The sequence below is a fragment of the Streptomyces sp. ITFR-16 genome (assembly GCF_031844705.1).
Classification (GTDB): Bacteria; Actinomycetota; Actinomycetes; order Streptomycetales; family Streptomycetaceae; genus Streptomyces.
Genome location: NZ_CP134609.1, coordinates 62,284 through 82,616, shown reverse-complemented (window position 1 = coordinate 82,616; position 20,333 = coordinate 62,284). Strand labels below are relative to the sequence as shown.

Genomic DNA, 20,333 nt, shown 5'->3' with positions numbered 1-20,333 from the left:
CGCATTGAGAGGCTCATCCACCCCTCCTAGAGTCGATGACATGAAGAGCGAGAGCACACAGAGCATCGTGCTGGGCGACGTCGAGGTCATCCGGGTCGTCGAATGGCAGGGGGCGTTCGCGCCCGCACGCGGCCTGATCCCGGAGTCGGGCACCGAGGTGTGGAAGGACAACGAAGGCCGGCTGGCGCCCGACCACTGGGAGCCCGGCGACGACAGGGCGGTGGTGGCGCTGCAGACCTGGGTGCTGCGCAGCGGCGGGCGCACCGTCCTGGTCGACACCGGGGTGGGGAACGGGCGGGAGCGGCCCGGATCGCCGCAGTTCCACCACTGGCAGGGCGACTTCCTGGAGGGGCTGGCGCGGGCCGGAGCCCGGCCCGAGGACGTCGACGTCGTCGTCAACACGCACGTCCACGGGGATCACGTCGGCTGGAACACCACCGGCGCTGACGGGGCTTGGGAGCCCACGTTCCCCCACGCCCAATACCTCATCCCGGCCGCGGACGACTTCTACTTCGGGCCGGACAACGCGTACGGGAAAGGCCACAGGGAGGACGACCGGCTGATCTACGAGGACAGCATCGCCCCGGTCCACCGGGCCGGTCTGGCCACTCTCTGGGAAGGCACCCACCGCATCGACGAACACCTCACCCTGGAGTCGGCCCCCGGCCACACCCCCGGCTCGTCCGTACTGCGGCTCGCATCCGGAAACGACCGGGCGGTCTTCGTCGGCGACCTCCTGCACAGCCCGGTGCAGATCCTCGAGCCCTCCTGCAACAGCTGTTTCTGCCTGGACGCGGGCCAGGCGGTGGCCAGCCGATACCGGATCCTCGAACGCGCCGCCGACGAACGCGAGTTGATCGTCCCCGCCCACTTCGGTGGGTCCGGCGCCGTGGAAGTCGGGCGGGAGAACGGCAGGTTCACCCTCGGGCGGTGGGCGGCCTCTGCGACGCGGTAGACCGTGCCGGCCGGAATTCTGTTGGCCCGCGGGGCACTCACGTTGCTACAAGTAGGCCCATGGGAATCTGGACCGACGCATTCATCGCGCCCGACGAGCCGAACCTGCTGCCGCGGGAGGCCTTCGGCCGCCTGGTGATCGAGCTGGCGCGGGAGCGCGTGGTCCGAACACCGTGGGCGTTGATCGCGGGGGAGCTGTGCGTCAACGCGAGTCTCAACTGGGGCAGCGTGAGCGGGCAGGCACGGTGGGACCGCCCAGCCGTGGGCACGCTGCTGAGCTCGGATGAACGCCCGAAGGGAGCGGGCGATGCCCCACCGCCCTGGGGCCCTTCGTACGAGCGGGCCAGGCTCCTGGCTCACGGTGATGCCGTGCTCGACGTATTGCCGGCTCTGCGGCGGGCACCGTACGGGCGGGAAGACGTCGCTGTCGTCTTCGACTGTCTCGATTTCGGAAACCGGTCCATCGTCGAGTACTTCCACTTCGAGGACGAGCGCACGACGGTGGCCTGCTTCGCTCTGGCACACCCGCAGAATCGACCCCTGTCCACCCACGACGGCGGAAGGCGCGGCGGCCCGGTACATCCGGTGCGTACGTGTGTCGTCCACACCTTCAAACATGCGATGGCGGACGGACCCGTGCCGGCGATGGCGTCCGTCGCCACCCGTCACTTCGGCCCCACCTGGGTCAGTGGCGAGACGTGGGGCTGAGTGGTGCTGTGACCGCCGGGCCGATCCCGCTCTCGGCGGGGTGAGCACCGGCCCTGAGGTGTGCCCCCGGCCCGGGGCGGGGGCACACCTCAGCGGGGTTCGCTCAGGGACCGCGCCAGAGGTTGGCGAACGCCGCGTTCTCGATGGACCGTCGCTGGCGTACCGCCTCCAGCTCCATCACCGCGTCGTGGACACCGGCCACCACGACCGTCACCGCGTCGTCGCCGAGGCCGGTTCCGTCGTCGTCCGGGCGCTCGTCGGCGACGCCCACGGCCGAGGCGAGGGCGACCAGAACGGGCTCCCCTTCCGCCCAGCGGCCGGCCGCCCGGCGGCGCGCGGGTGTGTCCGCCGTCTCCACACGTTCCGCGCCGAACGACAACCGCCCGCCCCGCTTCTGCGTCAGGTCACCGGACTCCTCCAGCGCGCTCTGGTACGCGGCGGAGAGGTCCTGCCCCCGGCGCCACAGCCAGTCCTCGACCCGTTCGTACGGCTCCTGCCGGGTCAGCCCCGCCGCGGCCTCGTCCAGGAGCCGGTCGTCCTGCGCCGACGGCCCGCCCGGCACGAGGCGGTCGCCGTCCAGGGTCACCGCTCCCGCCCCGAGAAGATCGATCAGCTCGGCTCCCGCGAGCGCCAGCGACAGGTCACCCTGTCCCACGGCGTGCCCGGCGCTCGGATCCATGGCGATGATGAACAGGTCTCTCGCCGTAGTCATGAACGGCTCCCCTCGCGAACATCGACAAAGGTGCGTCTGCGTCCCCGCCGGGCCGGCCCGCGTCCACGGCCGGCCCGGCGGGGAGGCCTGTCACGACCAGTATCGCCCCAGGTCTGTCCGCGCAGCGGGATCAGGCCGCCGGAGCGGCCGCCAGCAGGTCCGCGGGGATGCCGCCCTTGTCGGGGGCGTAGAAGTTCTTGATCTCGGCCTCCCAGACGTCCACCCGGACCCGGTCGTCGTCATCGGGCCCGAAGGCGTCGAAGAGGGCGTGGATGTTCGGCAGGTCGAAACCGACCCCTCGCATCAGGCCGATGAACGCGGGCCGGGTGACGGTACCGCTGCCGTCCAGGTCACCGAGGCGGGCGAAGCCGGCCGCGAACGCGTCGACCGCCCCGCCGAACCGCTCCGGGGACAGCACGCACGCCTGGTACTCGTCGTACGTGATCCGGCCGTCGCCATTGGCGTCGAGCTCCTCGACGAGCGTGTTCCAGTAGCGCGTGAAGCCGGCGCGCATGGCCTGTTTCCGTGCCTCGTCGGCCTCGGGAACGGCCGCGGCGACCCGGCTGCTCATGAGCGTGAAGTCGTCGGATTCCAGGACGCCGTTGCCGTCGGCGTCGAACAGGGTGAATACGAGCCTGACCCGGTTGACCGCTTCGTTCCGCATCGTCTCTCTCGCCTTTCGCTGGGCCGGGAATTCGGTGACGGCCGCTCGCACGGCCGTCGTGGCGTTGTCACTATGCGAGCGGCGGAATGAGGCGCTCCAGGGAAGAACGGCCTGTTCAACGGAAAGAATGAAATCGACGTCGGGCCGGCATGAACCATGAACCGGGCCATGTCGCCACCTCAGCCGGTGTCCGTCCGGCGCGGCGGCCGGTACGAACCGGCGCGCACGGCGTAGTGGCCGTGAGGGCAGCGCCCCGTTCGGCCGTTGTGCGCCCTACCGGTGGTTCACGGGCCGCGGTGATGATGAGCCGACCGCAAGAATTCCAGGCGATCGCACACACCTGCCTGCCGGCCGGGGTGGCGCGGTGGAAGGAGCCCACGTTGTTGCTTCTCATCTCCCCGGACAGCGTCGAGGAGGCCCTCGAATGCGCGAAGGCGGCGGAACACCTCGACATCGTCGACGTGAAAAAGCCGGACGAGGGCTCGCTCGGCGCGAACTTCCCTTGGGTCATCAGGGAGATCCGCGACGCGGTCCCGGCGGACAAGCCGGTGTCCGCCACCGTGGGAGACGTGCCCTACAAGCCCGGCACAGTGGCCCAGGCGGCGCTCGGCGCCGCGGTCTCCGGAGCCACCTACATCAAGGTCGGACTCTACGGATGCACCACGCCCGACCAGGCCGTCGACGTCATGCGAGGGGTCGTCAGGGCGGTGAAGGGATACCGGCAGGACGCCTTCGTCGTCGCCTCGGGATACGCCGACGCCCATCGCATCGGCTGCGTCAACCCGCTCGCACTGCCCGACATCGCCCGCCGCTCCGGCTCCGACGCGGCCATGCTCGACACCGCGATCAAGGACGGGACACGCCTGTTCGACCACGTACCGCCCGACGCCTGCGCGGAGTTCGTCCGGCTCGCCCACGACGCAGGGCTGCTCGCCGCGCTCGCCGGCAGCATCAAGGCGGAGGACCTGGGTGCCCTGACCCGTATCGGCACGGACATCGTGGGCGTACGCGGCGCGGTCTGCGAGGGCGGCGACCGCAACGCCGGAAGGATCCAGCCGCACCTGGTGGCCTCCTTCCGGGCGGAGATGGACCGGCACGGCCGGGAACACGCGGCCGCCGTCATCACCGCGAGCTGACCGCCGGCATGGTCACAGCCCACCCGCTCCACCTGCCCGCGCCCGCCACCGCGTCCTTCGCCGTTCTCGATCCGGCGACCGGCGAGGCCTTCGACGAGGCCCCCGGCCAGCAGCCCGACGAACTCGACGCCGTCGTGCGACGGGCCCACGAAGCCTGGCGCGGCTGGCGGGCCGATCCCGCCGCCCGTACGACCGCACTGCTCGCCGCCGCCGACGCCGTCGAGGCCGCCGAGGCGGACCTCGCCCCCTTGCTCACCCGTGAACAGGGCAAACCCCTGGCCGAATCGTCCATGGAGATCGCCCGCACGGCGGCCCGCCTGCGCTACTTCGCCGAGCTGACCGGCCCCCGCACCGAGCCCCTGGCGGACGGACGGCCGGTGCGCAGTGAGGTCCGCTGGCGGTCGCTCGGGCCCGTCGCGGCGATCGTCCCGTGGAACTTTCCTCTCCAGCTCGCCTCCGCGAAGTTCGCTCCGGCGCTCGCCGCGGGCAACACGATGGTCCTCAAGCCCTCTCCCTTCACCCCTCTCGCCACCCGGCTGCTGGCATCGGTCATGTCCCGCGCACTCCCCGAGGGCGTCCTGACGATCGTCACCGGCCACGAACCCCTCGGCGCCCGCCTCGCGGCCCATCCGGGGATCCGCCATGTGACCTTCACCGGTTCGACCGCCACCGGACGGGCCGTCGCGCAGGGCGCGGTCCCTTCACTCGCCCGCGTCACGCTGGAGCTGGGCGGCAACGACGCGGCCGTCCTGCTGGACGACGTGGAGGTGGAGCGGATCGCGGAGCGGCTGTTCTGGGCGGCCTTCCGCAACTGCGGGCAGGTCTGCATGGCGGTCAAGCGCGTCTACGCCCCGGCCCGGCTCTACTCCCGCGTGGTCGAGGCCCTCGCACAGCAGGCCAGGACGGTGGTCGTAGGAGCGGGCACCGACCCGGACACCCGGCTCGGCCCGATCAACAACGCCGCCCAGCTCGCCCGGGTCGAGAACATCACCGAACGGGCCCTCGCGGACGGCGCCCGCGCCGTGGCGGGCGGCCACCGGCTGGACCGGCCGGGCTACTTCTTCGCCCCGACGATCCTGGCCGATGTCCCGCACCACAGCCCGGTGGTGACGGAGGAGCAGTTCGGCCCCGTGCTCCCCGTGCTGCCGTACACGAACCTCGACGCGGCGCTCGACGCGGCCAACGGCACCCGCTTCGGACTCGGCGGCTCGGTGTGGGGGACCGACATCGACCGGGCCGAGGAGGTGGCCGGCCGGCTGGAGTGCGGAACGGCCTGGGTCAACCACCACGCCGAACTGTCCCTCGCCCAGCCCTTCGCCGGCATCAAGCAGAGCGGCGTCGGTGTCGCGGGCGGGCCGTGGGGGCTCTACGGCAACCTCCGGCCGTTCGTCGTCCACCGTCCCGAGGAGGCGTGACGATGAGGTTCGCTGCGGCGGTACTGCGTTCCTACGAGAGCCGGTTCGCCGTCGAGGAGGTGATCCTGAACAGGGGACCGGCCGACGGCGAGATCCTCGTGAAGATCGCCGGCTGCGGGATGTGCCGGACCGATCTCGCGGTACGGGGCTCGGCGGGCCGCTCACCGCTGCCTGCGGTACTCGGCCACGAAGGCGCCGGTGTCGTGGTGGAGACGGGCGGCCCGCACACCGCTCCGAGCAACGGCGACCACGTCGTGCTGAGCTTCGACTCCTGCGGCAACTGCCGGAGCTGTCTGGGCGGTGCGCCCGCCTACTGCGACTCGTTCGCCCCGCTGAACCTCTTCGGCGGGCGCAAGGAGAACGCCGAGCGGTTCACCGACGGGACCGGGGGCGAACTGGCCCCGCGCTGGTTCGGCCAGTCCTCGTTCGCCGAGTACGCGGTGGTCCGGGCGCGCAACGCCGTACGGGTCGACCCCTCGCTGCCGATCGAACTGCTCGGACCGCTGGGCTGCGGGTTCCTCACCGGCGCCGGCGCGGTCCTCAACTCCTTCGGCGCCGGGCCCGGCGACAGTGTCACGGTCCTCGGCGCGGGAGCGGTGGGCCTGGCGGCGGTGATGGCGGCCACCGCCTCCGGAGCACTGACGGTGGCCGTCGACCGGCACCCCGAACGACTCGCCCTCGCCGAGCGGTTCGGCGCGACCCCGCTCCACGCGTCGTCGCCCGATCTGCCCGGCCGCATCCGGCGCCTGACCGACGGCGGCGCCCACTACGCGCTGGACACCACGGCCTCCGCCCAGCTGATCAACGACGCGCTCCGGGCCCTGCGCCCGACCGGGCACCTCGGCCTGGTGGCGCGCCTCCACAGCGCGCTGCCCCTGGAGCCGGGGGCGCTGGACCGGGGCAGGAGGATCTCCCACATCTGCGAGGGGGACGCGGTGCCGGGGCTGCTGATTCCCCGGCTGACGGGGCTGTGGCAGGCCGGGCGCTTCCCCTTCGACGAGCTGATCCGTACGTATCCGCTCGCCGACATCGACGAGGCCGAGCGCGACTGCGAAGCCGGCCGCGTCGTCAAACCCGTCCTGATCCCGTAGGACTCAGCACAGCTCGCCAATGGAGGAAACGTGGTCGGAACAACGCATCGCGCCACCGACGTGGAAGGCGTCGAAGGAGGAGTGGGCGTGACCGCCCTGATGGTCGCCGCAGCACGGGCGATCGAGACCCACCGCCCCGACTCCCTGGCACGGGACGTCTACGCGGAGCACTTCGTGCGCGCCGCACCGGCCTCCGCACGCTGGCCGGTCCACCCGCAACAGGTCCCGGACGGCGACGCGAACCCGCTGTGGGGCCGGTTCGCGCGCTACTTCGGTCTGCGGACGCGCGTCCTCGACGACTTCCTGCTCAGATCCGTGCACACGGGGGAGCTGCGCCAAGTGGTGCTGTTCGGGGCGGGGCTGGACTCCCGCGCCTTCCGGCTCGACTGGCCCTCCGGCTGCGTGCTCTTCGAGATCGACAGGGAAGGCGTGCTGGAGTTCAAGCGGAACGTGCTCGACGGGCTGTCGGCGAAGCCGAAGGCGGCGCGCGTGCCCGTCCCGGTCGACCTGCGCGCCGACTGGGTCGGAGCACTCGCCGGCGCGGGCCTCGACGCGACCGCGCCGAGCGTCTGGCTCGCCGAGGGGCTGCTGTTCTATCTGCCGGCCGCCGCCGAGACACACCTCATCGACACCGTGGACCGGCTGAGCCCGGCGGGGAGCGCCCTGGCGTTCGAGGTCAAGCTCGAGAAGGACCTGCTGGAATACCGCGACAGCGCGCTCTACACCTCGACGGCCGACCAGATCGGCATCGACCTGCTCCACCTGTTCGACAGGGAGCCGCGGCCCGACTCCGTCGGTGATCTGGAGGGCAGGGGCTGGTCCGCGTCGGTGCACACCCCCTTCGACTTCACCCGGCATCACGGACGCGGCCCGCTGCCCGAGCCGAACGACGCGCTGGCCGGCAACCGATGGGTGTTCGCGGACAAGCCCCGCGCGTAACACCGCAACGAAGACAGCTCTCGGCCCGGGGCGGGGTGCCGCCCCGGGCCGAGCCATGCCGGCGGGCGCGCCGGGCGTGGCTCAGGCCCTCCGGTGGTTCAACGTACGCACGAACTCCTCCGCGAGCTGCGCGGTGTCGATGGTGTCCGCGTCGCGCCCGGACAGGATGTGGAAGAACGGCGGGCCGATCAGCAGCGCCGTCGCCTGTTCCAGCGAGAGAGCGGTGCCGCTGGACCGCCGCACCGCCTCCACGACTTCCGCGGCGCTCTCCCCGAGGACATCGCGCGACGAGAGCAGCGCGGCGACATCCGCGTCGTGCTGGGCTTCGCCCATCAGCGCCCGGTAGGCCGCGCCCGCGTGGGAGCGGGAGAGAAACGTGACGAGGGCGTCGAGGTAGGACTCGACGTCCTTGCGGGGGTCGTCGCTGCGGGCGACCGAAAGTTCCTTCTGGGCGTCGAGGGCGCTGGCCTCGTACAGGACCTCCGCCTTGTTCGACCACCAGCGGTACACGGTCTGACGGCCCACGCCCGCCCGCTCGGCGATGCCCTTCATGGTCAGGGCGGCGTACCCGACGTCGACCAGGAGGTCGTCGACGGCGTGCAGCACGGCGGTGCGTGCGCTTTCACTGCGAGGCCGTCCGCGGCCGCTTCCATCCACCATGCCGCCACTTTATACGAGGCACGGTGTCTCGCATGTGTTACCTTTACGGTGCACGGTGACTCGTAAATGGGTGTCCGGCCCGCCCTTGCCCGTTCCCGGAAGGGTCCGCCGGTACCGCCCGGCCGTGCTCCACGTCCCGCCCCCCTGAAGGAATCGAGAGCAATGGCTCCCCTACCGGAAGTCGCCGTGCGCCCGGCACCGACGCAGCGGTCCGGCCCGGTGCTCGCCTGCATGAGCGTGTGCACCGCCCTGGTCGTCGGGTTCGTCGCGGCGATCAACCTCGCGGTGCCGCAGCTGGCCGCGAGTTCTCTGCGGCCGACCTCGTCGGACCTGCTGTGGATCGTCGACGCCTATGTCGTGATCTTCGCCTGCCTGGTCATCCCCGCCGGCGCCGCCGGCGACAAGCTCGGACGCAAGGGCGTCCTGCTCGCGGGACTCGGCATATTCGCGGGCGGCGCCGTCGTGTCGGCTCTGGCACCGAACGTGCCGATCATGCTGATCGGACGCGCCGTCACGGGCCTCGGCGCGGCCTGCGTCCTGCCCAACTGCGTCGGCATCCTCCTGCACGCCACCGCTCCCGCCCGGCGCCCGCACGCACTGGCCATCTGGGCGGCGGCCACCGGCATCGGCGGCGTCGTCGGCAACGTCGGCGGGGGAGCGGTGCTGAGCGCGGGCTCCTGGCGCGCCCTGTTCGCGGCGGTCGCCCTCGTCGCGGCCTGCTGCCTGGCCTGGGCGGCGCGGTCCGCGCCGCGCAGCGCCCGCCACGAGCGCACCCTCGACCTGCCCGGCACACTGCTGTTCGTGGCCGCCGTCGTGGCCCTGCTCATCGGCATCATCGAAGGACCCGAACAGGGCTGGGCCGGCACGCTCGTCCTCACCGCCTTCGCCTGCGGCATCCTGCTGGGCGCGTGGTGGGTGCGCGTAGAACTGCGCGTCCCCCACCCCATGCTCGACCCCCGGCTGTTCCGCAATCCGGCACTCAGCAGCGCCGCCCTCGGCATGACCCTCGTCTTCTTCGGGAACTTCGGACTCTTCTACGTCAACGCCTCACTCCTGCAGTACGGCCGGGGCTTCACCGTCCTCCAGGCGGGGCTCGGGATCATCCCGCTGACCGTGCCGCTCCTGGTGGGCACCCGCTACGTCCCCGCGCTCATCGGCCGCATCGGCGTCCCCGCGACCCTCTCCGCAGCCTTCCTGCTCACCAGCGGCGGCCTGCTCGGCCTCTCGTACGCCTCGACCATGGCCTACCCCGTGTACGCGGCCGGACTGGTCGTCATCGGACTCGGCATCATGCTGGCCGCGCCCTGCCTGACCGCCCAGATCGCCTCCGCCCTGCCCGTCGAGCGGGCGGGCATCGCCGGAGGGCTCCAGTCCGCGACCCGCGAACTGGGCAGCGCCCTGGGCGTGGCCGTCGTTGGAACCATCCTCACCGCCGGGTTCACCCACCACCTGCCGGCCGACCTCGGCCGCCACACACCACTCCCGCGCACGGTGAAGGAAGCGCTCACGCTCGCCCCGGCGGACCACACCGCCATCACCGACGCGTTCACCCACGGCGCCGACACCGCGCTGCGCGCCGCCGCCCTCGTCGTGCTCCTCGCAGGAGCCCCCGTCGTCGCCGGCGCCTGCCGCGCCCGGCGCACCACCCCGCAGTAGCGGCGGGGCCACCCACCACCCGACTCGGGGCCCTTGTGCCCTGCGACCCGGAAATCCTCGAACACCACCATCCACACGCCCCGTTCGGGGCGAAGGAGGCCATACTCATGCGTGCATTTGTCACCGGAGCCACCGGCTGGATCGGATCCGCCGTCGTCGATGAACTCCTCACCTCCGGCCACGAGGTCACCGGCCTGGCCCGGTCCGACCGGTCCGAGCAGGCTCTCACCGCCAAGGGCGCAGGCGTCCTCCGGGGCGACCTGGACGACCTCGACTCGCTCCGCCGAGGCGCCGCCCGGGCGGACGCGGTCATCCACCTGGCCAACAAGCACGACTGGGGCAACCCCGCCGAGTCCGACCGCTCCGAACGCGCCGCGGTCCAGATCCTCGGCGACGCCCTGGCCGGCACCGGCCGCCCGTTCGTCGTCGCCGCACCGCTCTCCGGCCTCGTCGAGGGCCGGCCCGCCACCGAGGACGACGTGTCACCGGCCGTCGGCCCCGACTCCAACCGGGGCGGCAGCGAGAATCTCGCCCTGGACCATGTGGCCCAAGGCGTGCGGACCGTGATCACCAGGTTCGCGCCGAGCGTGCACGGCCGGGGCGACTGGGGGTTCGTCGACTTCCTCACCGCCGTCGCCCGCAAGCAGGGAGTCTCCGGCTACATCGCAGACGGCTCCGCCTCCTGGGCGGCGGTGCACCGCGACGACGCGGCCCGCCTCGTCCGCCTCGGCATGGAGCAGGCACCCGCGGGGTCCCGCCTGCACGTCGTCGCCGAGGAGAGCGTCACCACCAGGGCGATCGCGGAAGCGATCGGAGACGCCCTCGGCCTGCCGGTCGTCTCCATCGACCCGCAGGACGCCGGAGCCCATTTCGGCTTCGTCGGCCGCTTCTTCGCCTCGACCATGACCGCGTCCAGCGACCTGACGAGGGAACTCCTCGCCTGGGAGCCCACCGGCCCGGGCCTGCTCGCGGACATCGCCGCAGGCGCGTACACCGCCTGACGCCCCGCCGCCACACCGGAGGGCGCCCCGCTGCCACACCCGAGGGCGGCCCGCTGCGGTCGCCCTCCCACCACCAACTCCCCGCGAAAATCATCCCGAAGGAGCCGGCCCACCATGCCCACGCACCCGTACACCCTCGCAGAACCCCGTGTCGCAGCAGCGCTGACCCGCATGTTCGAAGCCGCCGGCCGTGACGGCCAGACCGTGGCACGCATGGCGGACGTCCAGCCGTACGACCCGGACGCGCTGACCGCACAGGAGCAGGCCGACGCGGCACAGGACGTCTACATGCCGATCTCCGCCGACGGCGGCAAGCTCCTGTACAACCTCGTCCGCGCCACCGGGCCCGCCACCGTCGTCGAGTTCGGCACCTCATACGGCATCTCCACCCTGCATCTCGCCTCGGCCGTGCGCGACAACGGCACGGGCCGGGTCATCACCACGGAGATGAATCGCACCAAGGCGGCCGCCGCCCGCGCGACCTTCGCCGACACCGGCCTCGACGACGTGATCACCGTGCTGGAGGGGGACGCCCTGCGGACACTCGCCGCACTGGGCCGGCCGGTCGACTTCCTGTTCCTGGACGGGTGGAAGGACCTCTGCCTGCCCGTCCTGCGGCTGCTGGAACCCCACATCGCCCCCGGCACCCTCGTCGTCGCCGACGACGTCGACCTCCCCGGCCTGGCCCGGTACCTCGACCACGTACGCGACACCGCCAACGGCTACCACAGCGTCACCTTCCCCGTGGAGGACGGCCTCGAGATCAGCTGCCGTCTCTGACGAACCGCTTCGGCTACGGCTGCTGATCGCCGAGCAGGTAGCGGGTCACCAGGTCCACCAGCTCGTCCTCGAACCGCTCGACGGAGGTGGTGCGCGGATCGGCCATGAGCTTGTGCGTGTTCATCTCCACGGTGGTCACGATCAGTTCGGCGGCGAGGCCGAGGTCGCGCACACGTACGTCGGGATGCCGGGCGAGGACGTCGTGCACCTGGGCGACGCGCTGCCGGCCGTGCCGGTCGATCGTGTCGACCACGTCCTTCGAGAACGCCGCCTTCTCGATCATGATCCGCAGCAGTTGCGGGTCGTCGCGGTGGTGGTCGATCGCATCGCGCACCAGGGCACGCACGACCGTCCTCAGCGTGCCGGGGGAGAGGTCGAGCCGGTCGGTGTCCTGCCAGGCGCCGCGGTCGATGTGCCGCACCACCAGCTCGGCCAGGATGGCGTCCTTGTTCGGGAAGTACTGGTAGAGCGAGCCGATGGAGATGCGGGCGCGCTCCGCGATGCGATTGGTGGTGCCGGCGGCGTAGCCGTACTCCGCGAAAACGTGAGCAGCGGCGGTCAGGATGCGCTCACGGGTGAGCTCGGCGCGTACTTGGCGGGGCTTGCGACGTGGCTGAAGACGACGATCGGCCGACGGCATCGGGGGCGCTCCTCATGGCACGGAAAGCGAGTAGTCAAAGAGCTGAGCTTTTGTTCACAATAGTGCCATGAGCTGCGGAAACATTGCCACGATCGCTCCGGGTGGCGCGCTGTGACCCCGATGGCGCGCCTGCCGGAGCCCCGCACGACGACCACGCCGGAGGCCTGCGGGTTCACCGGCGTCACCCCGGGCGGCTCCGGGCAGGAGGAGTGGTGAGGGAACCGGCGGACCGGACGAGCGACCCGCACCGCCTGACGACGGTCGACGAGATCGAGGCGACGGTCGGACGGCCGGCGCCGATCGTCCTGCGCAAGCAGATCGCCACCCTGGACGAAGGCTGCCGGTCGGTCCTGGCCCACAGCCCCGTCGCGGCCCTCGGCTACCGGGACGCCGACGGCACCGGCAGGACGACCTTCATCGGCGGCGCACCGGGCTTCACCCGGGTCCACTCGCCCGGGCGGTTCTCGTTCGGCCTGCCTGGGGGCGGCACCCCGCACGGCGCGGTCTCCCTCTTCTTCCTCCTCCCGGGCGTCGGGGAGACCCTCCGGGTCAACGGCTCGGTGGCCTCCCGCAAGGGCGCCCGGGTGACCGTCGACGTCAAGGAGGCCTACGTGCACTGCGCCCAGTCCGTGCTGCGTTCGGGACTGTGGCGGCCCTGCGACCCGCCTGAGCCCGCTACGGGCAGCGGCACGGGCGAGGGGCCGCTGCACCGGCCCGGCGTCGCGGAGTTCCTGGCCGCCGCCCCCTTCCTGGCCCTGTCCACCTGGGACTCCGACGGCGGGAGCGACACCAGCCCCCGCGGGGACCACCTCACGGTGGCGCGGGTCGCCGACGGCCGTACGCTCGTCATCCCCGACCGCAAGGGGAACAGGCGCGCCGACACCCTCCACAACCTGCTCCAGGACGACCGGCTCTCGCTGGCCGCCCTGGTCCCCGGCCGCGGCGAGGTGCTGCACATCGGCGGACGCGCGTCGATCACCGACGACCCCGCACTGCTGGAGACGATGGCGCTGCGCGGGCGGCCACCGCACCTCGCGCTCCTCATCGACGTCGAGGACGCCGAGGTGGCGGCCAACGACGCGGTCTCCCGCTCCGGGATGTGGACGCCCCGGGCAGAGCCCGGCCGGGACGCGGGGCCGGACATGATCGCCGTTGCAGGACGGCACCTGGCCCCCGAACAGGCCGACGGCCGAGGCGGCGCACCCGCCCGGCTGCTCCAGGCGATCGCGGCCGTCCCCGGCCTGAACCGGCTGATACGACGCGTGATGAACCGCGCCTACCGCACGGGACTGCGCAAGGAGGGCTACGACCACATCCCGCGCAGATGACTGCTCTCGCTGCCCCTGCCGGCGCGGGCCCCTAAGCCACCGTGAGGACGATCTTGCCCTGGATGTGCCCCTGGGCGGCCCGTTCGTGCGCCGCGCGGGCATCGGCGAGCGCAAACGTACTGTCGATCGCCACCCGGACCGTGCCCGTGTCCAGCAGCCGGCCCAGTTCGGCGAGCTGCGCACCGCTCGAACGGACCTGGGTGGCCGTGACGGTGACGCCCAGCTTCGCGATCTCCTCGTCGTCGAATTCGGCGAAGAACACGGGGAATTGGGAGCCGCCGCGCTTGAGGGTGTGCAGCAGGCGCCTGCTGCCCGGGCCGCCGACGGTGTCGAGAACGAGGTCCACGTCGTGTACGAGGTCCTCGGGACGCCCCTTGGTGTAGTCGATGAACTCGTCGGCGCCCAGCTGGTTCAGGAACTCCTCGTGTGCGCCCGACGCCACCGCGATCACCCGTGCGCCCTTCCATTTCGCCAGTTGCAGCGCGAGGTGCCCCACACCGCCCCCGGCACCGTTGACGAGCACGGTCACGCCGGGGCCGAGCGGCACCGGACGGTGCTTCGCCGCCTGGAAGGGCGACGGGTGGTCGTGCCCGAGCTCGATCAGGAACTGCCAGGCCGTCAGGCCGGCCATGGGCGCCCCGGCGGCGTGCACATGATCGATGCCGGCCGGTTTGAGCGCGAGGTCCGACGCGCGCGCGGCCACGTACTCGGCATAGGCGCTGCCCTCGAAGCTGGGGAAGCGGAGGAGGCCGAAGACTTCGTCGCCGACGGAGAAGCCGTTCACATCCGGGGCGACGGCCACGACCACGCCCGACATGTCCGTCCCGGGGATCACCGGCAGGCGGAAGGCCGGCCTCGTCTCCGGAGGCAGGTTGGACATCCCGTCGCGCAGATACCAGTCGGGCGGGTTGATGCCGACCGCGTGCACACGGACGAGCACCTCGCCCGGCCCGGGTACAGGAACCGGAACCTTGTCGGTACGCAGGACTTCAGGGCCACCGTGCTCATGGAGCCGGACCGCCCGCATTGTTTCCGTCGGCATTGCTTCTCCCCTTGCCCGCAGCGCGGATAGACTTATCCGGATCAACGATCCGGATAAACGGATCAGTGGTTCGAATATATGGACCACTGATCCGGATAGTCAAGGGGACACATGCGCGCCGACGCCAGGAAGAACCGCGACCACCTGCTCGCAGTGGCGGGCACCGCCGTCACCGAGCAGGGCGTCGACGTGTCGCTGCGCGACATCGCGCGCCGCGCCGACGTCGGGCTCGCGACGCTGCTGCGCCACTTCCCGACGCGCGAGGCGCTGCTCGACGCCCTGCTCCGTACCGGCTTCGACGAGCTGGCGGCACAGGCTGCCGCACTCGAATCCCTCGGATCGCCCCGGGATGCCCTCGCCGAGTGGCTGCGCGACTTCGTCGCGTGGACCACCGAGTACCGGGGTGTGACGACGCTGATGGCGGCCGCCATCGAGGACACCGAGTCCGCACTCCACGCCTCGTGCGTCACCCTGCGTGCGGCCGGTGCCCGCCTCCTCGCCCGCGCCCAGGCCGAGGGGGCGGCGCGGAGGGACATCGACGGCGCCGATCTGTTCGCGCTGGTGGCCATGCTCGCCTGGCTCGGGGATCAGCCCGCGCTCGCCTCCCGCGCCGACCGCCTCTTCGGGGTCGTCGCCGGTGCGATTCTGACGGGCACGGGGCATGGCAACACGGAGGGAGCGGATCCGCGATGACGACCGGCTCGGCCGGCGAAGGGAACCGCCTGGGTGCGCCTGCCGTCCCCGAGAGCGCGGTGTGGCTCAAGGGGCAGCTGCTGGAGATCGCCTCCGGACTGTGTCCGGACCGCGGCCCGGTGGTGGCGCGTGAGTGGACCGACCCGGTACGGCTGCGCGACCCCGCCCCGGTCGGTCACCGCTTCCTGTTCCTCATCGGCATGAGCTGGGACGACCGCTCTGCCTCGCCCGCATTCGCCGACGTCCTGAAAGCCTTCACGGCCGCCGGCTGGAACGCGCACCAGCGGTCCTTCGGCCACTCCGAGGAGGGGCGGGCGACAGTCCGGCGCGAGGATTTCGAGGTCGAGGTCTACGAGGGCGGCGGGTCCGGGCTCCTGACCCTCACCGGCTGGACACCGGTCGTGTACACCGAACGGCAGCTGGGCCGGCCGCCCTTCACGCGCAGCACGGCCACGGGCGTGCTGTGCGACGACTGCTACGGCTGGGGCGTGTGCATGCTCTGCGAGGGCAGGCCCTACAGCGGCGGCAGCGGTGGCTACGGGCGATGCTGGTGCGCCGGGAACAACGCCGGCCCCGGCGTGTGCGTGGAATGCGCCGGCCGGGGCCAGACACCGTACGGCCCGCCGGACGTCGCCGACGGCGGAGCCGTCCCGCAACCGGTGGCCGAGGACGGCCACGACACCAACGTCGGCGCCTTCGTGGACGTCGCCCGACGGCCGTGCGCATGCGGAGAGTTGCGCTGCCTCTGGCGCAACACGCTCTCCGAGTCCGGCGGCCGTCTCCTCTCCCGGTTCGCCGGCACCTGCCAGGGCTGCGCCGCCCCACGCGCGTACGCGTTCACGCTGCCTCGGCCGTAGACCTCGCACGGGGCCTGCGCGTGGAGCAGTCACGCGGCACCGGCGCACGGCCGGCCAGCGCTACTCGGCACGCCCGGCGCGCTCGACGAGCCCCTGGATGCCGTCGAGTACGCAGCCGGGGCCGAAGCCGAGGGGGCTGTCATCCGGAGAGCGCGGCCTCTTCACCCGCGTCGGGCAGGTTGGGCGACCTCCCAGGCCGCCTCGATCATCCGGAAGATCTCGTCCACCGCGGCTTCCGGATTGGCCGCCTCCCGGGCCAGTGAGTAGGCGTCGATCGCGAACCTCGCGATCGCCCGGCCCGCCGTGGCGGTCAGGGGCAGTCCGGGGTCGGCGGCGATGGCCGCCGCCAGGCTCTCCGCGTGGCGCAGCCGCATCGACTCCTCGTACTTCCGCAGGGCGGGCGAGGTGTCGATCATCGCCCAGATCTCGGCGGAGCTGTCGGCCGTGCAATGACGCACCAGCGCCAGGATCTCGCGGCGCAGAGCGGGGACGAGCGGCGCGTCGGGGGACCGGTCGGTGACCGCGCCCGTGAGACGGCGCCCGAAGTCGTCGTCCTGTTCGAAGACCAGCGCTTCCTTCGAGGGGAAGTGGGAGAAGAGCGTGGTGACGGCGACATCGGCTTCGGTGGCCACGTCGCGGATGCCCACCGCGTCGTACCCGCGTTCCAGGAACAGCCGCAGGGCGGTGTCGGCGATCTTCTGGCGGGTCGCGGCCTTCTTGCGCTCGCGGCGTCCGGTCGGCACGGTCATGCGCTCACGCTATCAGCAGCGAACATGGAACGGGTTCGAAACGCTAACCGTTAGTGCTACGGTCGGCGGCATGAAGAAAGTGAGCTTCGCCGAGTTCGGCGGCCCTGACGTCCTGCGCCTCATAGACACCGAGAAGCCCCGGACCGGCCCGGGCCGGATACGTATCGCCGTACGGGCGGCGGGGGTGAACCCCGTCGACTGGAGGGTCCGTGAAGGCCAGGTCCTCGGGGCCCATCCGACCCGGTTGCCCTCGGGGGTCGGGCTCGACGCCGCAGGGGTGGTGGACGAGATCGGCGAGGGCGTGGAAGGGGTCGAGATCGGGGACCGTGTGTTCGGCGAGGGCTCCAGTACGTACGCCGAGTTCGCCGTGCTCTCCGCCTGGGCTCGCATGCCCGAAGGGCTGACGTTCGAAGAGGCCGCCGGATACCCCTCGGTGGTGGAGACCGCGCTGCGCGTCATCCGCGAGGTCGGTGTGCGGCCCGGGCAGACGCTGCTGGTCAGCGGCGCATCCGGGGGAGTCGGATCGGCGGTGCTGCAGATCGCCCGTGACCGGGGCATCGCGGTCATCGGTACGGCCGGTGCCGCGAACCAGGACTACCTGCGGAGCCTGGGTGCCGCCGCCACGACGTACGGGGAGGGCTGGGTCGACCGCGTACGACGGCTCGGCCCTGTCGACGCGGCCCTCGACCTGGCCGGTTCGGGGGTCGTCCCCGAACTCGTCGGACTGACCGGAGATCCCCGGAAGGTGATCTCCATCGCCGACCTGGCCGCGCCGGAGCACGGCGTCCGGTTCTCCGGCGTGGCCGGAAGTGTGCCGGACGCGCTCGCCGAGGCCGCCGACCTCATCGCGCGGGGCCGGCTCCACATCCCGGTCGAGAAGTCGTACACGCTGGCCGAGGCCGCGGCGGCGCACGCCGACAGCCAGGCGGGCCACGCGCGAGGCCGCCGCGTCATGGTCCTCTGAACCGATCGGACCGATCCCCGCGCGGCCGTGCCGGTCGGCGCCGGCTCGGCCGAGCCGAGGGCGAGTGCCCCCCTCGCGATCGTGAGCGGCCACCCGACCGCCGTCGTGAAGGAACAGGCCCGCCTCCTGCGTACCGGGCTCGCGGCTAGGGGGTCCGGTCGCCGGGGCCGGCGGGGGAGTGCGGCGCCGCAGGGTCCCGCTCCGCGAGATGGGTGTCCATCGTGGAGTTGAGATGGGTCATGAACGACTCGATCTGCTCCAGCAGCTGCGGCGGGTAGTGCGACATCGCGGCGTCGAGCCGGACGGCGAGCGGGCCGAAGAACTCGTCCGCCCGCTCCTGGATGTGCCCGCCGCTGCGCAGGGTGATGACGCGCCGGTCGGAGTGCTCGCGGGTGCGCGTGATGTGCCCCGCCGCTTCGAGGCGGTTCAGGAGCGCGGTGGTCGCGCCGGTGGAGAGGGAGACCCGCTCGCTCAGCCGCGCCGGTGACAGCGGGGCCCCCCGCTCCTCGGCGGCGGCGATCTCCAGTACGGCGGCCGCGTCGGTGGAGTGCAGACCCAGCCAGGCGGCGAAACGCCGGCTGAGCTCGGCGTAGTGGCCGCCGTAGATCCGCAGCGACTCCATCAGCCGCTCACGCTGCGCCCCGACGCCGTCGCGCATCGCTTCCTCCATGGAGGCCCCTCCACCCTTCTCTTCTCCCGCGTGGTCCCCGCCGGAGACCCGCTTTGACAACCTACCGTCATCAACTTTACCTTCACCGTGGAATTACTTCACCATGGAGGTATTGAATATGCGCGACCCGTCCCTCACCCCCGACGAGACCACCGAGCCCCAGCGCCGGCGGTGGCTCATCCTGGTGGTGATGATCGTCGCCGAGATCATGGATCTCCTGGACGCCTCGATCGTCAACGTCGCCGGACCCGCGCTGGAGGACTCCCTCGGCGCCGGCTCCGTCGGGCTCCAGTGGGTGATCGGCGGCTACGCCCTGACCCTCGGCGCCGGACTCGTCCTGGGCGGCCGGCTCGGTGACCGCTACGGGCGGCGCCGGATGTTCCTCATCGGCCTGACGGCCTTCACCGTGAGCTCACTGCTGTGCGCGGGCGCACCGAACATCGAGTCGCTGATCGCCTTCCGCCTGCTGCAGGGCACCGCAGGGGCGATGCTGCTCCCGCAGGGTCTGGGGCTGCTGCGCGAGAACTTCAGCGGTCCGGAACTCACCAAGGTCTTCGCGATCTTCGGCCCCGTCCTCGGCCTGGGCGGCATCATCGGCCCGGTCCTGGGCGGCTTCCTCATCGAGGGCGACTTCTTCGGCCTGGGCTGGCGCTCGGTGTTCCTGGTCAATCTGCCCATCGGAGCCACCGCACTGATCGTCGCCGCGAAGTTCGTGCCCAGGAAGCCGGGCGACCGCACGGTACGCGTCGACCTGGTCGGCGCGGCCCTGGTCGTGGCGGCCTGCGCCCTGCTCGTACTCCCGCTGAACCAGGGGCAGGAGGACGGCTGGCCCCTGTGGACATGGCTGTGCATGGGCGCCTCGGCGGTCGGCTTCTGCCTGTTCGCCGTGCATCAGCGCCGAACGGCGGCCGCCGGACGCGAGCCGCTGGTGACCCCCGGCCTGCTGCGCAAGCCCGCCTTCACCGTCGGGCTCGGCGGCATCGCCCTGTTCTTCGGCGGGCTGATCGGCACGCAGCTCGTGCTGACGCTCTACCTCCAGATCGGCCGGCACTTCACCGCCGGTGACGCCGGACTCGGCAACCTGCCGCTCGCCGTGGGAACCGCGATCGGCGGGGCGGTCAGCGGCGCGTTCCTCGCGGACAGGATCGGCCGCAAAGTGCTCCAGATCGGCCCACTGGTCCAGCTGGCGGGCGCGGCCCTGCTCTGGTTCGAACTCGACGCCCTCGACCCCGCGTCCTTCTCGATCCGGGACATCGCTCCCGGCGTGACGGTGGCGGGCATCGGCGCCGGCATGGTGATCGCCGCCCTGTTCAGCTTCATCCTGGCCGCGGTGGACGACAACGAGATCGGCTCGGCCTCCGGCGTCCTGTCGGCGGTCCAGGCCGTGGGCGGCTCCATCGGCGTCGCGGTCTTCGGCTCGGTGTTCTTCGCCCGGGCCGAGACCGGTGACTTCACCGGCGGCTTCCACCGCGCCCTGATCGTCCAGGCCTGCCTGCTGCTGGCCTTCCTCGCCATCACCTTCCTCCTGTCGAGGAAGGGCCGCCCCGAGGAGGACCAACACGGCATCAGCCCCGAGGCCGCGTCCGGCGACTCCACCACCAAGCAGCACCTCACCGCCTGAGAGCCCGGAGGGGGCGCGCACGACGCCGCGCCGCGCGGACCGACGCCCGCGCC

General features: G+C 72.0%; 21 protein-coding genes. 14 read left to right on the top strand and 7 right to left on the bottom strand.

Annotated elements, in window-relative coordinates; translation table 11 throughout:
- The first annotated feature begins 40 nt into the window (after nt 1–40).
- On the top strand, nt 41–955 hold the full coding sequence (locus RLT58_RS00440; RefSeq protein WP_311308325.1) for an MBL fold metallo-hydrolase: 915 nt from the start codon (nt 41–43) through the stop codon (nt 953–955).
- A gap of 59 nt (nt 956–1,014) precedes the next feature.
- Nucleotides 1,015–1,662, top strand: coding sequence for a hypothetical protein (locus RLT58_RS00435; protein ID WP_311308324.1), 648 nt, complete (start codon nt 1,015–1,017; stop codon nt 1,660–1,662).
- 103 nt (nt 1,663–1,765) lie between these two features.
- On the opposite strand, the gene RLT58_RS00430 is transcribed toward RLT58_RS00435, so the two are convergent.
- Nucleotides 1,766–2,374, bottom strand: a complete 609-nt coding sequence (locus RLT58_RS00430) for a GOLPH3/VPS74 family protein (protein WP_311308323.1) — start codon at nt 2,372–2,374, stop codon at nt 1,766–1,768.
- 130 nt (nt 2,375–2,504) lie between these two features.
- Entirely contained in the window at nt 2,505–3,038 is a 534-nt protein-coding gene (locus RLT58_RS00425) for an EF-hand domain-containing protein (protein ID WP_311308322.1), read from the bottom strand.
- 380 nt (nt 3,039–3,418) lie between these two features.
- Here RLT58_RS00425 and RLT58_RS00420 point away from each other — a divergent pair, with 380 nt between their 5' ends.
- From RLT58_RS00420 to RLT58_RS00405, 4 genes are read left to right on the top strand one after another with little or no spacing between them, the layout of a single operon-like run.
- On the top strand, nt 3,419–4,174 hold the full coding sequence (locus RLT58_RS00420; RefSeq protein WP_311308321.1) for a (5-formylfuran-3-yl)methyl phosphate synthase: 756 nt from the start codon (nt 3,419–3,421) through the stop codon (nt 4,172–4,174).
- An 8-nt stretch (nt 4,175–4,182) separates the two neighbouring features.
- A complete protein-coding gene (locus RLT58_RS00415) occupies nt 4,183–5,589 on the top strand; it encodes an aldehyde dehydrogenase family protein (protein ID WP_311308320.1) in 1,407 nt (468 codons plus the stop codon).
- A 2-nt stretch (nt 5,590–5,591) separates the two neighbouring features.
- Nucleotides 5,592–6,680 carry an NAD(P)-dependent alcohol dehydrogenase gene (locus RLT58_RS00410; RefSeq protein ID WP_311308319.1) on the top strand — a complete coding sequence of 363 codons (1,089 nt, stop codon included), beginning with the start codon at nt 5,592–5,594 and terminating at the stop codon, nt 6,678–6,680.
- Between the two features lie 30 nt (nt 6,681–6,710).
- Nucleotides 6,711–7,619: a class I SAM-dependent methyltransferase gene (locus RLT58_RS00405; RefSeq protein ID WP_311308318.1), complete on the top strand. Its 909-nt coding sequence runs from the start codon at nt 6,711–6,713 to the stop codon at nt 7,617–7,619.
- Nucleotides 7,620–7,700: 81 nt separating this feature from the next.
- On the opposite strand, the gene RLT58_RS00400 is transcribed toward RLT58_RS00405, so the two are convergent.
- Nucleotides 7,701–8,279: a TetR/AcrR family transcriptional regulator gene (locus RLT58_RS00400; protein WP_311308317.1), complete on the bottom strand. Its 579-nt coding sequence runs from the start codon at nt 8,277–8,279 to the stop codon at nt 7,701–7,703.
- A 162-nt stretch (nt 8,280–8,441) separates the two neighbouring features.
- Between RLT58_RS00400 and RLT58_RS00395 the strand changes: the two genes are divergently transcribed.
- The 3 genes from RLT58_RS00395 to RLT58_RS00385 all read left to right on the top strand — a co-directional run bounded on the left by RLT58_RS00395 (nt 8,442) and on the right by RLT58_RS00385 (nt 11,716).
- On the top strand, nt 8,442–9,935 hold the full coding sequence (locus RLT58_RS00395; RefSeq protein WP_311308316.1) for an MFS transporter: 1,494 nt from the start codon (nt 8,442–8,444) through the stop codon (nt 9,933–9,935).
- Between the two features lie 107 nt (nt 9,936–10,042).
- Nucleotides 10,043–10,936: an SDR family oxidoreductase gene (locus RLT58_RS00390; protein WP_311308315.1), complete on the top strand. Its 894-nt coding sequence runs from the start codon at nt 10,043–10,045 to the stop codon at nt 10,934–10,936.
- A 114-nt stretch (nt 10,937–11,050) separates the two neighbouring features.
- A complete protein-coding gene (locus RLT58_RS00385) occupies nt 11,051–11,716 on the top strand; it encodes an O-methyltransferase (protein WP_311308314.1) in 666 nt (221 codons plus the stop codon).
- Nucleotides 11,717–11,729: 13 nt separating this feature from the next.
- On the opposite strand, the gene RLT58_RS00380 is transcribed toward RLT58_RS00385, so the two are convergent.
- Nucleotides 11,730–12,356, bottom strand: a complete 627-nt coding sequence (locus RLT58_RS00380; protein WP_311308313.1) for a TetR/AcrR family transcriptional regulator — start codon at nt 12,354–12,356, stop codon at nt 11,730–11,732.
- Between the two features lie 212 nt (nt 12,357–12,568).
- Between RLT58_RS00380 and RLT58_RS00375 the strand changes: the two genes are divergently transcribed.
- Entirely contained in the window at nt 12,569–13,684 is a 1,116-nt protein-coding gene (locus RLT58_RS00375) for a pyridoxamine 5'-phosphate oxidase family protein (protein WP_311308312.1), read from the top strand.
- 31 nt (nt 13,685–13,715) lie between these two features.
- On the opposite strand, the gene RLT58_RS00370 is transcribed toward RLT58_RS00375, so the two are convergent.
- On the bottom strand, nt 13,716–14,726 hold the full coding sequence (locus RLT58_RS00370; RefSeq protein WP_311308311.1) for an NADP-dependent oxidoreductase: 1,011 nt from the start codon (nt 14,724–14,726) through the stop codon (nt 13,716–13,718).
- Nucleotides 14,727–14,837: 111 nt separating this feature from the next.
- Here RLT58_RS00370 and RLT58_RS00365 point away from each other — a divergent pair, with 111 nt between their 5' ends.
- On the top strand, nt 14,838–15,419 hold the full coding sequence (locus RLT58_RS00365; RefSeq protein WP_311308310.1) for a TetR/AcrR family transcriptional regulator: 582 nt from the start codon (nt 14,838–14,840) through the stop codon (nt 15,417–15,419).
- A complete protein-coding gene (locus tag RLT58_RS00360) occupies nt 15,416–16,276 on the top strand; it encodes a hypothetical protein (RefSeq protein WP_311308309.1) in 861 nt (286 codons plus the stop codon). The genes RLT58_RS00365 and RLT58_RS00360 overlap by 4 nt, the downstream gene beginning before the upstream one ends.
- A 161-nt stretch (nt 16,277–16,437) precedes the next feature.
- On the opposite strand, the gene RLT58_RS00355 is transcribed toward RLT58_RS00360, so the two are convergent.
- The gene (locus RLT58_RS00355; RefSeq protein ID WP_311308308.1) at nt 16,438–17,025 is read right to left on the bottom strand and encodes a TetR/AcrR family transcriptional regulator; all 588 of its coding nucleotides are present in this window, start codon (nt 17,023–17,025) and stop codon (nt 16,438–16,440) included.
- A gap of 70 nt (nt 17,026–17,095) precedes the next feature.
- Between RLT58_RS00355 and RLT58_RS00350 the strand changes: the two genes are divergently transcribed.
- Nucleotides 17,096–17,989 (top strand): NADP-dependent oxidoreductase, encoded by an 894-nt coding sequence (locus RLT58_RS00350; RefSeq protein WP_311308307.1) that lies wholly within the window; start codon nt 17,096–17,098, stop codon nt 17,987–17,989.
- A 145-nt stretch (nt 17,990–18,134) separates the two neighbouring features.
- Here RLT58_RS00350 and RLT58_RS00345 read toward each other — a convergent pair whose 3' ends face one another.
- Nucleotides 18,135–18,659, bottom strand: a complete 525-nt coding sequence (locus tag RLT58_RS00345) for a MarR family winged helix-turn-helix transcriptional regulator (protein WP_311308306.1) — start codon at nt 18,657–18,659, stop codon at nt 18,135–18,137.
- Nucleotides 18,660–18,777: 118 nt separating this feature from the next.
- On the opposite strand from RLT58_RS00345, the gene RLT58_RS00340 reads away from it, so the two are divergent.
- A complete protein-coding gene (locus tag RLT58_RS00340; RefSeq protein ID WP_311308305.1) occupies nt 18,778–20,280 on the top strand; it encodes an MFS transporter in 1,503 nt (500 codons plus the stop codon).
- Nucleotides 20,281–20,333: the final 53 nt, after the last annotated feature.

Bases quoted from the DNA above. Each gene is read 5' to 3' on its own strand.
- RLT58_RS00425 (WP_311308322.1), bottom strand. From the start codon at position 3,038: ATGCGGAACGAAGCGGTCAACCGGGTCAGGCTCGTATTCACCCTGTTC.
- RLT58_RS00435 (WP_311308324.1), top strand. From the start codon at position 1,015: ATGGGAATCTGGACCGACGCATTCATCGCGCCCGACGAGCCGAACCTG.
- RLT58_RS00440 (WP_311308325.1), top strand. From the start codon at position 41: ATGAAGAGCGAGAGCACACAGAGCATCGTGCTGGGCGACGTCGAGGTC.
- RLT58_RS00355 (WP_311308308.1), bottom strand. From the start codon at position 17,025: ATGACCGTGCCGACCGGACGCCGCGAGCGCAAGAAGGCCGCGACCCGC.
- RLT58_RS00385 (WP_311308314.1), top strand. From the start codon at position 11,051: ATGCCCACGCACCCGTACACCCTCGCAGAACCCCGTGTCGCAGCAGCG.
- RLT58_RS00415 (WP_311308320.1), top strand. From the start codon at position 4,183: ATGGTCACAGCCCACCCGCTCCACCTGCCCGCGCCCGCCACCGCGTCC.
- RLT58_RS00365 (WP_311308310.1), top strand. From the start codon at position 14,838: ATGCGCGCCGACGCCAGGAAGAACCGCGACCACCTGCTCGCAGTGGCG.
- RLT58_RS00395 (WP_311308316.1), top strand. From the start codon at position 8,442: ATGGCTCCCCTACCGGAAGTCGCCGTGCGCCCGGCACCGACGCAGCGG.
- RLT58_RS00340 (WP_311308305.1), top strand. From the start codon at position 18,778: ATGCGCGACCCGTCCCTCACCCCCGACGAGACCACCGAGCCCCAGCGC.
- RLT58_RS00345 (WP_311308306.1), bottom strand. From the start codon at position 18,659: ATGGAGGAAGCGATGCGCGACGGCGTCGGGGCGCAGCGTGAGCGGCTG.
- RLT58_RS00400 (WP_311308317.1), bottom strand. From the start codon at position 8,279: ATGGTGGATGGAAGCGGCCGCGGACGGCCTCGCAGTGAAAGCGCACGC.
- RLT58_RS00380 (WP_311308313.1), bottom strand. From the start codon at position 12,356: ATGCCGTCGGCCGATCGTCGTCTTCAGCCACGTCGCAAGCCCCGCCAA.
- RLT58_RS00370 (WP_311308311.1), bottom strand. From the start codon at position 14,726: ATGCCGACGGAAACAATGCGGGCGGTCCGGCTCCATGAGCACGGTGGC.
- RLT58_RS00390 (WP_311308315.1), top strand. From the start codon at position 10,043: ATGCGTGCATTTGTCACCGGAGCCACCGGCTGGATCGGATCCGCCGTC.
- RLT58_RS00350 (WP_311308307.1), top strand. From the start codon at position 17,096: ATGAAGAAAGTGAGCTTCGCCGAGTTCGGCGGCCCTGACGTCCTGCGC.
- RLT58_RS00430 (WP_311308323.1), bottom strand. From the start codon at position 2,374: ATGACTACGGCGAGAGACCTGTTCATCATCGCCATGGATCCGAGCGCC.
- RLT58_RS00410 (WP_311308319.1), top strand. From the start codon at position 5,592: ATGAGGTTCGCTGCGGCGGTACTGCGTTCCTACGAGAGCCGGTTCGCC.
- RLT58_RS00360 (WP_311308309.1), top strand. From the start codon at position 15,416: ATGACGACCGGCTCGGCCGGCGAAGGGAACCGCCTGGGTGCGCCTGCC.